12 protein-coding genes are annotated in these 13,036 nt (G+C 46.0%); all 12 read right to left on the bottom strand.

The features are described from left to right. Positions 1-96: 96 nt before the first annotated feature. Complete coding sequence (gene ftsY / locus IFO66_RS01800) at positions 97-1,104, bottom strand: signal recognition particle-docking protein FtsY (RefSeq protein ID WP_192023484.1); 1,008 nt, start codon at positions 1,102-1,104, stop codon at positions 97-99. Positions 1,105-1,118: 14 nt separating this feature from the next. Further along, positions 1,119-4,691 carry a chromosome segregation protein SMC gene (smc, locus tag IFO66_RS01795; protein ID WP_192023483.1) on the bottom strand — a complete coding sequence of 1,191 codons (3,573 nt, stop codon included), beginning with the start codon at positions 4,689-4,691 and terminating at the stop codon, positions 1,119-1,121. Positions 4,692-4,896: 205 nt separating this feature from the next. Continuing rightward, a complete protein-coding gene (gene rnc / locus IFO66_RS01790; protein ID WP_028595615.1) occupies positions 4,897-5,595 on the bottom strand; it encodes a ribonuclease III in 699 nt (232 codons plus the stop codon). Between the two features lie 12 nt (positions 5,596-5,607). After that, positions 5,608-6,843, bottom strand: coding sequence for a beta-ketoacyl-ACP synthase II (gene fabF, locus IFO66_RS01785; RefSeq protein ID WP_192023482.1), 1,236 nt, complete (start codon positions 6,841-6,843; stop codon positions 5,608-5,610). Between the two features lie 135 nt (positions 6,844-6,978). Continuing rightward, positions 6,979-7,215, bottom strand: coding sequence for an acyl carrier protein (gene acpP / locus IFO66_RS01780; RefSeq protein ID WP_028595617.1), 237 nt, complete (start codon positions 7,213-7,215; stop codon positions 6,979-6,981). A gap of 108 nt (positions 7,216-7,323) precedes the next feature. Further along, positions 7,324-8,070: a 3-oxoacyl-[acyl-carrier-protein] reductase gene (fabG, locus tag IFO66_RS01775; protein WP_192023481.1), complete on the bottom strand. Its 747-nt coding sequence runs from the start codon at positions 8,068-8,070 to the stop codon at positions 7,324-7,326. A gap of 251 nt (positions 8,071-8,321) precedes the next feature. Beyond that, positions 8,322-9,254 carry an ACP S-malonyltransferase gene (gene fabD / locus IFO66_RS01770; RefSeq protein ID WP_192023480.1) on the bottom strand — a complete coding sequence of 311 codons (933 nt, stop codon included), beginning with the start codon at positions 9,252-9,254 and terminating at the stop codon, positions 8,322-8,324. Between the two features lie 43 nt (positions 9,255-9,297). After that, positions 9,298-10,287 carry a beta-ketoacyl-ACP synthase III gene (locus tag IFO66_RS01765; protein ID WP_192023479.1) on the bottom strand — a complete coding sequence of 330 codons (990 nt, stop codon included), beginning with the start codon at positions 10,285-10,287 and terminating at the stop codon, positions 9,298-9,300. Between the two features lie 11 nt (positions 10,288-10,298). Further along, positions 10,299-11,297 carry a phosphate acyltransferase PlsX gene (gene plsX / locus IFO66_RS01760; protein WP_192023478.1) on the bottom strand — a complete coding sequence of 333 codons (999 nt, stop codon included), beginning with the start codon at positions 11,295-11,297 and terminating at the stop codon, positions 10,299-10,301. After that, entirely contained in the window at positions 11,281-11,889 is a 609-nt protein-coding gene (fapR, locus tag IFO66_RS01755; RefSeq protein WP_028595622.1) for a transcription factor FapR, read from the bottom strand. The genes plsX and fapR overlap by 17 nt, the downstream gene beginning before the upstream one ends. A 270-nt stretch (positions 11,890-12,159) precedes the next feature. Continuing rightward, entirely contained in the window at positions 12,160-12,333 is a 174-nt protein-coding gene (rpmF, locus tag IFO66_RS01750; RefSeq protein ID WP_028595623.1) for a 50S ribosomal protein L32, read from the bottom strand. A 52-nt stretch (positions 12,334-12,385) separates the two neighbouring features. Beyond that, positions 12,386-12,898: a YceD family protein gene (locus IFO66_RS01745; RefSeq protein ID WP_192023477.1), complete on the bottom strand. Its 513-nt coding sequence runs from the start codon at positions 12,896-12,898 to the stop codon at positions 12,386-12,388. Positions 12,899-13,036 lie beyond the last annotated feature (138 nt).

The following is a 13,036-nucleotide window of genomic DNA, read 5'->3' as shown; positions in this document are numbered from 1 at the left end:
AAAAAAAGAAGCTAAACCTCCCTGTCTAACATGGGTACTGTCCCATAGGAGCGTTTAGCTTCTTTTATTGTTCTAGCCCTGTAAGGCTCTATATTTTTATACCTGCTCTGTTGGCTCTTCTTGCTTCTCTTGATCTTGAATGATACCAGCAAACAACGCATGAACAAACTGCTCTGAGTCAAATTGCTGCAGATCATCCATTTTCTCACCAAGGCCAACAAACTTAACTGGCAAGTTCAGCTCTTGACGAATGGCAACAACGATACCACCCTTTGCTGTTCCATCTAGCTTCGTCAATACGAGCCCTGTCACACCACTCTTCTCACCAAACAATTTTGCTTGTGAAAGCGCATTTTGACCTGTTGTCGCATCCAATACCATCAACACTTCATGCGGAGCATCAGGAACTTCACGTTGGATAACACGGAAGATTTTGTTCAGCTCTTCCATTAAGTTCGATTTATTCTGTAGGCGGCCTGCTGTATCGCACAAAAGAACATCGACACCGCGCTGTTTCGCGGCTTGTACTGCATCGAACATAACAGCGGCCGGATCAGAACCAGCTTGCTGCTTGATTACCTCAACGCCGACACGCTGTCCCCAAACTTCCAACTGCTCGATCGCTCCAGCACGGAATGTATCCCCCGCTGCCATAAGTACGCTTTTACCCTCTTGCTTGAAACGATGTGCAAGCTTACCGATCGTCGTTGTCTTACCTACGCCATTAACACCAACAAATAAGATAACCGTCAATCCGTTCGGGCTCATACGAAGCTCGTTATTTTGATCGCCGCGAAGTAATTCAATTAGCTTCTCAGACAACACAGGCTGAAGCTCAGCTGCTTCCTCAATTTTGCGCTTACGCACTTCAGCACGTAGATCTTCGATAAGATTCATTACCGTAGTGACGCCAACGTCCGCTCCAATGAGAATCTCTTCAAGCTCTTCATAGAACTCTTCGTCAATTTTTTTGCGACGTGTAATAAGATCAGTTACTTTTTCAACCAATCCTTTACGTGTTTTTTCCAAACCTTCTTTAAAGACCGATGTTACCGCTTCTGTCTTTTTCGCGATACTTTCTTTTAGCTTCTTAAAAAAACTCATCGTTCTCCTCCGCTCTATGCAATATGCGCTTCATCATCTTCCAGCTTCACGGATACTAGCTTCGATACGCCGCCTTCTTCCATCGTCACGCCATATAGTACGTCTGCTTCTTCCATTGTACCTTTACGATGAGTAACGATAATAAATTGCGTTTCTTCCGAGAATTCACGTAAATATTGTGCAAATCGAGTCACGTTCGCTTCATCCAAAGCAGCCTCAACTTCGTCAAGTACGCAGAACGGCACTGGCTTCACGTGTAAAATAGCAAACAATAATGCCATCGCCGTCAATGCTCGTTCTCCCCCGGACAACAGTTGAAGGTTTTGCAGTTTCTTCCCTGGTGGCTGTGCCACAATATCAATACCCGTCTCCAAAATTCGATCAGGCTCCAGCAAAACGAGATCAGCTCTGCCACCGCCGAACAATTTCGCAAATACGACTACGAATTGTTTGCGAATCTCATCAAAGGTAGACTTGAAACGTTTGGACATTTCATCGTCCATTTCCTTAATAACTTGATACAGCGTAGTCTTTGCCTCAATAAGGTCATTCTTCTGCTCACTTAAGAACTGGTAGCGCTCATTGACACGTTCAAATTCCTCAACCGCGCCCAGATTCACTTCCCCAAGCGCTTGAATTTGACGCTTCAAATCCTTCACTTCGAGCTGCGCAGCTTGGATGTCTTCTGGGACAGGATAGCGGAATTTCGCCATTTCATAACTTAGTTCATATTCTTCACTCAGCTTACGCAGCAGATTTTCCAACTCGACATCCATTCGATTCGATTGAATTTCCGTCTGTCTCATTGCCTCTTCGGTTTGTTTCAGCTCTGTACGCTGCTCACGTGTCTCACTTTCAGCTAAATCAAGTTGCTGTACAAGTGCTGCACGATCTGCACGCTTGAACTCGATTTGCTTCGACGCCTCTTGCTTCTTCACATGGAAATGGTTCAAGTCTTCTGTCTGCTTGCCAGACTCTCGTTCAACCGTTTCCAGATCAATCTGAACTTGAATAAGCAATTGAGTCTGATGTGAATATTCCTGTTCGTACGTATGCGCTTCCTGCTCAGAACGCTTCAACTGCTCACTAAGCGAGAAGAGCTCTTGATCTAGCTTTCCTTGCGATACTTTCAAGTCCGTTAATTGACCTTGGAGCTCCTCCTTGGCCGTTTCGCTCGCGCGGCGGGACTGTTCAGCCGACTGGATCGCCACATTCAAACGATCTTCCTCAACCTTAAGCTCAGCAAGACGCTGTTCAGCTGTTAAACGCCCCGCTTGGAGCGTAGACATTTCCTCATTTGCAAGCGATAGCTCTTGATCTTCAGCCTCTACATACGTATCATGCTGACGTTCCTCTTTCTCCAGCTGAGCAATCTCATGAACAAGCTGCTGCTCATTCATACGCTTCGCTTCGCCTTGCTCACGTAGGTCCTCGATCCGTTTAATGGATGTCGTTGTACGCTGCTTCAGTTCCTTCACAGATACGGAAAGTTTCTCAAGCTGAGTATCAACTCCACGAATCTCTTCATCCAACTGCTCAAGTTGGCGTTGACGTCCGAGCAAGTTCGCACTTTTCTTGTTTAAACTTCCCCCGGTCATGGAACCGCCGGCATTAACGACATCACCCTCACGAGTAACTACACGATAACGATAGTTCAGCTTCGCTGCAATCCGGTTCGCATCTTCCAATGTTTCAGCAATAACAACATTACCTAGCAAGCTACCTACAACTTGACTATATGCACGATCCGTCTGAACAAGATCCGCAGCAATACCTACAAAGCCATCAAGACCATCAACAATTCTACGATCCGTATCGTGCATCGTCCGGCTGCGTATAACATCCAATGGCAAGAAGGTAGCTCGTCCCAATTGACGCTGCTTCAAGAATGAAATCGCTTGACGGGAAACCGCTTCGTTCTCCATGACAACATGCTGTAAAGCCGCACCAAGTGCGGTTTCGACAGCTGTTTCTAAATATTCAGGAACACGTATAAGCTCTGCAACAGCGCCATGAACACCAGATAAGCCATTCGGTCGACGTGCAGCCTTCAACACTTCACGGACACCTAGCATAAAGCCATCGAAATCATCTTGAAGCTCTTTCATTGTATCTCGTCGAGAAATGAGAGAATCATACTTCTGCTGCCATTTGCGCAGCGCTTGCTCACTTTCCTCTAGCAGCTTGTCATCTTGCTTAAGCTGCTCATTCTCCTGCATATATCGATTGCGAATATATAGCAGGTCTTCTGCGAGTGTTTCCGTACGTCCCTTTGTCTCTTCAATTTTATGAAGAAGCTCCGCACGTTCCGCCTCCCGCTTACTGCGATTGGCAGACATCTTGTCCATCCGTTTTTGCAGCGTCTCTTGCTGCTGGTCATAGTACCGAATATCATTTCGCTGCTGCGCCATTTGGTTCATAATATCGAGCAATTGGCCTTTTAACGATTCCTCAGCATTTGAATTCGCACTGCCAGCAACACCAACAAGCTTAGACTGCTCGTCCTGTATAAGACGCTGAACTTCACTCCGCTCTACTTCAAGTGCTCGCAACTTATCACGAACACCCTGCACTTCCATCTCCTTAGCCTGCATTCGCTCAGATGTCATAGCGATCGACTGCTTCAACTGGGCTTCATTCGTTTCAAGGTTGCGTCTACGTTCTCGCAGCACTTCCCCTTGTCCCTCGCATTTTTCATATTCTTCACTATAGTGAAGAAGCGAAGCTTGGAACTTTTCCAACTCTTCTTCCAATTTACGAAGCTCAATTCGATGCACTTCCAACTGTGCATCATGCTCGCTTACAACTGTCGCAAGTTCCAGTTCCCGATGTTTCAGAGTCTGTAACTTTTCATTTGCAGCCTGCCACTGATCATGAAGCTGTTGAATCTGATGGACATACACAGCAATTTCTTTTGTCTTCAGCCAATCACGCAGCTGTTTATAATGACGAGCTTTCTCCGACTGCTCCCGTAATGGACCAATCTGATCTTCCAATTCGGTAACCAAGTCATGAATTCGGAGCAAGTTCTGTTCGGTGTCATCCAACTTCTTCGTTGCATCTTTCTTTCTCGACTTGTATTTGACAATACCCGATGCCTCTTCAAAAATACCTCGACGATCTTCTGAGCGAGTACTTAAGATTTCTTCGATCCGGCCTTGTCCAATAATCGAATATGCTTCCTTACCAATACCTGTATCCATAAACAACTCGGTAATATCACGAAGACGACACGACTGTTTATTGATAAAATATTCACTTTCACCGCTGCGATGAACACGACGTGTGACGGTAACTTCATTAAAATCCAAAGAAAGCGCGCTATCACTGTTATCCAGTGTTAACGACACTTCACCAAAATTTACTGCCTTACGGGCGTCACTACCTGCAAATATAATGTCTTCCATCTTGCCGCCTCGCAGCGACTTGGCACTCTGCTCACCGAGTACCCAGCGGATGGAGTCCGAAATATTACTCTTTCCACTGCCGTTCGGACCAACGACACCTGTAATCCCTTGCACAAACTCCAATTCAGTTCGATCGGCGAATGATTTGAAGCCTGCAAGTTCCAACCGCTTTAAGAACATTGTTCTCCATTCACCTCAACGTTTCTTAGTACTACATCGCTATCCACTCATACGATGCACCTCGTACCTATGCATCCGTCTACTGCTTTCTGGACAAAGAAAGAGCAAAAACCAGCCGCTGACGGTATCCTTCCGTCCGTCTCGCACGCTGCCCTTTGCTCTTTCTGCGAAACAAGCCGGCAGCGACGCGCCGGCTTACAGTACGTTATGATTTCGGTATGACTGCATGCTCCAATGCTTTGGCTGCCGCCTGCTGTTCCGCTTCTTTCTTAGAACGGCCTGTGCCGCTGCCTAGACATTGATCGCCCATGTAAACCTCGGATACGAATTCACGCTCATGCGCAGGTCCGCGCTCTTCCACGATTCGATATTCCAGCACCCCTAAGTTGTGATGCTGAGTAAGCTCTTGAAGCTGTGTTTTGTAATCATTCGTTTGCAGCTTCCCATCCAGTGTAAGATGAGGGAAAATAAAGCGCCGCAAAAAGTCACAAACCGCTTCAAGCCCTTGGTCAAGATACAACGCACCGATGAAAGATTCGAATACATCGGCAAGCAATGCCGGTCGCGTACGACCACCTGTCAGCTCTTCACCTTTACCTAGTAGAACGTACTGACCGAATTGCAGTTGATTCGCAAATTTGACCAGTGAAGGCTCACAGACAATCGATGCTCGCATCTTCGTTAATTCTCCTTCAGGCCGTGTCGGGCACCGCTCGAACAAAAACTCCGAGACGGTCAGTTCCAACACGGCATCACCTAGAAACTCCAATCTTTCGTTATCTTGATGCTGTCCGAAGCGGTGTTCATTCACATAGGATGCATGAGTGAACGCCTGCTTCAACAGCTGACGATTACGAAATGTAATGTTGAGTTTCTGCTGCAACTGCTTCAGATCTGCACTCAACTGCCTGACCCCTTATGCTTCGAATTTCTTCAAAATAATTGTTGCGTTATGGCCCCCGAAGCCAAATGAATTCGACATAGCCACCTTCACGTCTGCTTGACGCGCAACGTTAGGTACGTAGTCCAAATCACAATCTGGATCTGGATTGTCCAAATTAATCGTTGGCGCTATAACGCCTTCCTTCAATGTCATTGCACATACAATTGCTTCAACACCGCCTGCAGCACCTAACATATGTCCGGTCATCGACTTCGTTGAACTAACAGCTAATTTGTAGGCATGATCACCAAAAGCGATCTTGATCGCATTTGTCTCGGATTTGTCTCCGGCTGGCGTAGACGTACCATGAGCGTTAATATAATCAACATCAGTAGTCTCAAGACCAGCATCCTTCAGCGCTCGCTGCATGCAGCTGGCAGCTCCTTTAGGATCTGGCTCTGTAATATGATGCGCATCCGCGCTCATGCCGTAGCCAACGACTTCAGCATAAATATGTGCTCCACGTGCAAGCGCATGTTCCAATGATTCAAGCACGAGTACACCCGATCCTTCACCCATAACGAAACCATCACGATCTACATCGAAAGGACGACTTGCCTTTTCTGGCTCGTCATTGCGATTGGACATTGCACGCATCGCACAGAAACCTGCAACACCAAGAGGACGAATCGTTGCTTCTGCACCACCGCAAACCATCGTATCAGCGTCTCCGCGTTGAATAATTTTGAACGCGTCACCAATCGAGTGAGTACCTGTTGCACAAGCCGATACAGATGCTGTGTTAGGTCCTTTAGCCCCAATTGTCATCGACACTTGACCCGAAGCCATGTTCGCAATCATCATCGGAATAAAAAATGGACTTACGCGCTTTACACCTTTTTGCATCAATGTCGTATGCTGCTCTTCCCAAGTTCCAAGTCCACCGATGCCTGAGCCAACGATAACACCGACACGTTCGGGATCCTCAGATTCCATGTCCAACTTAGCATCTTCAACAGCCATTTTACTAGCAGCTACTGCAAATTGAACAAACCGATCCATGCGACGTACTTCTTTCTTATCCACATACGCTTCTGGATTGAAATCTTTAACCGAAGCCGCAATCTGAGTAGAGTATTCAGATACATCGAACGATTCAATCTTGGATACTCCTGATTTCCCTTCCGTCAAATGATTCCAGAACGTCGGTATATCTGAACCAAGAGCGGTAATGACACCCATTCCGGTAACGACAACCCTATGCTTCAAACAAGATCACCTCAATTATATTCACTTTCGGCTCTATACTTCAACACCATCTATTTGTGTACCGTTGACTTCACCATTAAAACATGTACTGAATGTGGAGAAGTCCCGTCAGTTATGAACGGGACTTGAACAACCTTAGGTATGAGATTGTATGTAGCTGACTACTTCACCTACACTCGTAATCTTCTCTGCGTCTTCGTCAGAGATTTCCATATCAAACTCATCTTCTAGTTCCATTACTAATTCCACAACGTCGAGGGAATCAGCACCAAGATCATCTTTGAAAGATGCTTCGAGTGTTACTTCCGCTTCGTCTACGCCTAAGCGTTCAACGATAATACGTTTAACACGCTCAAATACTTCTGCAGACATCCGGTTCACCTCCTCTTTGGTATTATACGAGAATTCCTTGTAAATTGCCATATCAATCAACTAACAAAAAAATGCTCAACATCTACTATTATAGTAGACGGAAAAGCCTTACATATACATGCCGCCATCGACATGAATCGTTTGTCCCGTCATATAAGACGAGTCGTTAGAGGCCAAGAATAATACGGCATTCGCAATATCCTCTGGCTGGCCAAGTCGAGCAAGCGGAATGCCATGGAGCAGTTGTTCACGCATTTCGGAAGACAATGCATCTGTCATATCTGTCTCGATAAAGCCAGGTGCGACACAGTTCACCGTAATGTTACGTGAAGCGAGCTCACGTGCAGAAGCTTTCGTCAAGCCGATAACGCCAGCTTTAGCTGCAACATAGTTCGCCTGACCTGGATTGCCAAGCACACCTACAACAGACGAGATGTTAATAATGCGGCCAGAGCGCTGCTTCATCATCGGACGAGTTACAGCTTTCAAGCAATTGAACACACCTTTAAGGTTCGTTTCAATGACTTGATCAAACTCTTCTTCCTTCATGCGCATAATTAAATTATCTCTTGTAATGCCTGCATTATTCACGAGAATGTCAATACGGCCAAACTGTTCCATGGTGGATTGGATAAGCTGATCTGCCTCTTGTGTTTTGCCAACGTTCGCACGTATCGCAATAGCACGGCGTCCCAAAGCTTCAATCGCAGCAACGGTTTCAGCAGCAGCCGCTTCACTACCTGCGTAATTAACGACAACATCTGCACCCTCAGATGCAAGCTTAAGCGCAACAGAACGGCCTATCCCCCTAGAAGCTCCAGTAACAAGCGCAACTTTACCTTCCAATTTGGACATCCCAATACCCTCCTTGTCCTTTATTAGGGCATACGCCGCATCGGGGTATGCCCTGCATCGCCATTTAAGATGACGATGATTAGGTCTATTAGACCGAGAGAATGCTCCCATCTACATACAACAAAAGATAAACGATGACAGATCCAACACAACTTCATACATTGTCAAGGTTCAAGTCAACACCGACTCGAGCTGGTACTGCCGTTTCTATAAGATTCAAACAGCAGCATTCCCTTACGACCTACGTTCACTTACGCCTGTAATTGGAATGCCTCAAGCGATTCTAAACTGTTGATGGAAACAACCTTTACCGAACGATCAATTTTCTTAATAAGTCCAGCTAGTACTGTACCGGAACCAAGTTCGATAAATGTATCGACGCCTTGTCCAATCATATACCGTATACTGTCTTCCCATAATACAGGAGAGCAAACTTGTTCCACTAGCAGCTGACGAATACGTCCTGCTTCTAGCTCCGCCTGAGCGGAAACATTCGATACAATCGGAATTTGCGTATTTTGCATACTGACCTGCTCAAAAGCATCGCTTAGCTGATCAGCAGCAGGTTGCATAAGAGAGGAGTGGAATGGACCACTCACCTCAAGTGGAATGACACGTTTAGCTCCAGCTTCTTTCCCGCGCTCGACTACCGCCTGAACACCATCGGCTGAACCAGAGATTACGATTTGCCCCGGGCAATTGATATTTGCCATTTCAACGGGTGCTCTGAATGCAGAAATATCATCACAAAGTGCACCGAGCTGCTCACGTCCCGCTCCAAGTACAGCTGCCATGGCGCCCTGCCCCTTCGGAACAGCCGCTTCCATGTATTCGCCTCGTTTGCGTACAGTAGCAACCGCATCTTCGAAGCTCATTACACCAGCCACAGCTAATGCACTATACTCCCCAAGACTGTGCCCCGCTAAATAATCGGGACGAATCCCACGTTCAGCAAATGCAGTATATAGTGCATAACTAACCGTCACAAGGGCAGGCTGTGTATGGATCGTTTGCTTCAACACTTCTTCTGGTCCATTAAAAATAATATCAGTAAGGTTATATCCAAGCACATGGTTGGCACGTTCAAAAATTTCACGCGAAGCTGGATTGGCTTCATAGACATCTTTGCCCATTCCTATAGACTGGGCTCCTTGTCCAGGAAACACAAACGCTATCTTACCCATCAATTCCACTCCTTGCATCCAATGAAATCTATTATTTCTTTGTTTATGACCAAGTTAAAACGGTTGACCCCCAAGTCAAACCACCACCGAAGCCAACGAGCACAACGGTATCGCCGCGCTTTAAGCGCCCTTGCTCAACAGCTTCTGCTAACGCAAGTGGAATAGAGGCCGCAGACGTATTTGCATAATTCGGAAGATTAACGACACACTTCTCTTCTGGCAGCTTAAGGCGTTCAATTGCAGATTGAATAATACGCATATTGGCTTGATGAGGAATGAACAAGTCAATATCTTCCTTCGTCTTGCCTGCCTTAGCCAACGCTTGCTCTGCAGCGCTGCCCATAATACGAACGGCAAACTTGAACACTTCACGACCATTCATATAAATGAAAGGACGCTTCTCTTCCCCGGAATCTGCTGCTGTTAGACAGCGTGCTCCGCCACCTTCTATTTTAAGCAAATCAGCACCTGTTCCATCCGCGCCTAGCTCGAACGACTGAATGCCATACCCTTCTTCTACTGGCCCCAAGACTGCAGCACCTGCTCCATCACCAAACAAAATACAAGTGTTGCGATCCGTATAGTCCGTAATGCGTGAAAGAGTTTCTGCACCAATTACCAATACATATTTGTACATGCCCGTAGCAATATAATTTGACGCAGTAGCCAGTCCATAAATAAATCCTGCACATGCTGCAGATAGGTCAAATGCAGCTGCATGCTTAGCTCCAAGCCGCTCTTGTACGATACATGCGGTTGATGGGAAAGGCATATCAGGTGTTACTGTCGTTACTACGATTAAATCTAGCTGCTCCGCCGTAATTCCTGCTGCAGCGAGCGCTTGAATAGAAGCCTCATATGCCAAGTCAGAAGTGTTCTGATCATCAGCAGCGATACGACGCTCTTTCATCCCTGTGCGTGTTACAATCCATTCGTCAGTCGTATCTACCATTTTTTCCAAGTCTGCATTGGAAAGAATACGTTCAGGTACATATTTACCCGTTCCGATAATACCAACCGGACGCAAATTCATAACTCTCACACTCACTTTCCGCTAGGTTGACGAACAATTTCAGCGGAGATTGTCTCCGTTAAATTATGCTGTAGTGCTGTACGCGCTTGTCTAATTGCGTTAAATACCGCACGCCCATCAGAAGAGCCGTGGGCTTTGATGACGAGCCCATTCAATCCAAGTAAAGGAGCCCCGCCATGTTCCTTGTAATCCATCGTTTGCTTGAGGCGTTTCAATCCCGGCATGACTAATGCTGCTCCCAGCTTCGTAAGCCAAGAACGTGTAAATTCCTGCTTCAAGACATTAAATAAAGAACCAGCCGTGCCTTCTAAAGTCTTCAACATAACGTTACCAGCGAACCCGTCGCATACGAGAACATCACATGCGCCTTCCAGCACATCTCGTGATTCTACATTCCCGATAAAATGAATAGGCGCTTCTTCTAACAAAGGGAAAACGGCTTTCGTTAATTCATTTCCCTTTTGCGCCTCGCTGCCAACGTTCAACAATCCTACGCGCGGCTTCTTAATGCTGTGTACTTTTTCCCTATATATACTGCCCATTATTGCGTATTGTACGAGATGCTCAGGCTTGGCATCCATATTGGCACCAAGGTCAAGCGCCAACATTCCTTTGCCATCCATCGTTGGTATCATAGGTGCAAGAGCTGGACGCTCCACCCCTTCCATCCTTCCGACTACCAATAGCCCTGTTGTCATTAAAGCGCCTGTATTGCCCGCTGATATCATGCAGTCCGCTTCACCTTCACGCACCATTCGTCCTGCCATGACCATCGAAGCACCCTTCTTGCGACGCACTGCGCGCACAGGCTCATCGTCAGCTTCAATACGTTCTTCTGTATGAACAACACGGATATTGGAAGGCTGGTTGGATAAATGCGGCTTAATAGCTTGTTCATCTCCAACAAGAATGATTTCTAGTTCACTCCAATTTTTTGCCGCTTCCAATGCACCTTCTACGATACTGGCTGGTGCACGATCTCCCCCCATTGCATCAATGGCGATTCTCATCTTCATGTCCTCCTTCGCTGACTGTACCCTCTGATGTAGAACGGAAAATAATAAAGTGTCCATGGACAACCAAATCATCTCCGACATAACTAAACACTTCAACTTTGGCTTTGTTCCGCTCACCTGAAACAGAGCGCACATATGCTTTTGCCACTACCTTCTCACCAAGATGCACTTGCCGAACAAAGCGTATGTCTGCTGTTGCCGTCAAGGCGACTTCTTCGTTGATGACCGCAATAGCTAATGAGTTCGCCTGCGCGAACAAATGATGTCCACGTGCAACATGATTCCGAGAAAATACATGCTCTTGCTTGATCTCAAAAATAGAAATACCACTGCGATCAAGCTGCAAATCAATAACTTCCCCGATAACCTCGTCAATTGGAAGTGATCGAACCTGATCATACGTTTGTTCTGCCATCACTTTCAATCGTTCTCTTAGTTCTGGTATGCCTAATTCCATTCGATCAAGTCGTATCGTCTGGATGCTGACTCGCAGCTTGCGCGTTAGCTCCTGATCTGTAACGAATGGGTTTTCTTCTATAATACCGGCCAATTGCCGTTGTCTCTCGCGCTTAGGTAGCTTTTCGATGTGTTACACCACCTTTAATCACTATGAGTAACATGCTGCTTATCCGTTCTTGTTAACCTGCTCTAATGAGGTTTAGGCTCGTATTAGAACCAGGTACTAATTGTAGTATATATAATATTTTCAGTTCTGAAAAGCACAAGTTCTCATTTGGATTAAAATGGAACCGATGATGCATAAAAAAAGTAGCATTCCACCAAATGATGAAATGCTACATTTCCCGTATTTAGAGACTTCATTCACGAATGTAAACATCAGTCGCTAGTTATACGATTATTGTTTGATGATCTCTCTTGTTTTGTATGTTCCGCACACTTTACATACATGGTGGCCCAATTTCAACTCACCACATTGATCACACTTAACCATGCCCGGTACGGACAGTTTGAAGTGCGTACGGCGCTTATCACGACGTGTTTTAGAAGTTCTTCTCTGAGGTACTGCCATGTTTACACCTCCTTACCCAAATTACATCTTGCAAAACTCGGTTGTTAGTTCTTTAGTTCTTAAAGAAATCTTTCAACCCTGCTAGTCTCGGATCAATTCGTTCATTGGAACATCCACAGTCCTTATCATTGCGATTCGTACCACAAGTCGAGCAAAGCCCCTCGCAGTCTTCACGGCATAAGGTTGTAAATGGTAAATGAACAAACACCGCTTCCTCCACATATGGAATCAGATTAACGCGTTCATCCGTCACGTATATGACATCATCTTCGTCATCTGCTGGAAGATCAGTAGTAGAGTCCGTCAGCTTAAAATGCTCATGAAACGGAATGACGACTGTCTCAGTGTGAGGCGTTAAGCAACGTGAACAGTTAACGTCCAACGTTGTTGTCAATTTCCCTGTAACGCCAACTAGGTCGTCGTCTTCCGCAGCCGCTGTTAAGTCGACGTTAACGGGTGCAATACGGCGAATATCGCTACGGTTGAACATAGGATCTTCTATCTCAAACGTTTCTCGTATGTGCGCCTGTTGACCATTGATCGCGTCCCGTAAAGAAAATTTCATGTTATCACCCCAAACAAACAAAATTAATTATAGCGATTTTTCTCATGCTTTGTCAACCAATTATGTTTGACAGTTTACGAGATTGCGTGCGGTGACTTCCTTCGTCTCCCTGCCGGCAGCTATCTAGTCGATTGCACC

Source organism: Paenibacillus arenosi, assembly GCF_014841135.1.
Lineage (GTDB): Bacteria > Bacillota > Bacilli > Paenibacillales > Paenibacillaceae > Paenibacillus_B > Paenibacillus_B arenosi.
The sequence above is the reverse complement of the archived record's forward strand: the minus strand, read 5'-3'. Positions and strand labels throughout refer to the sequence as shown.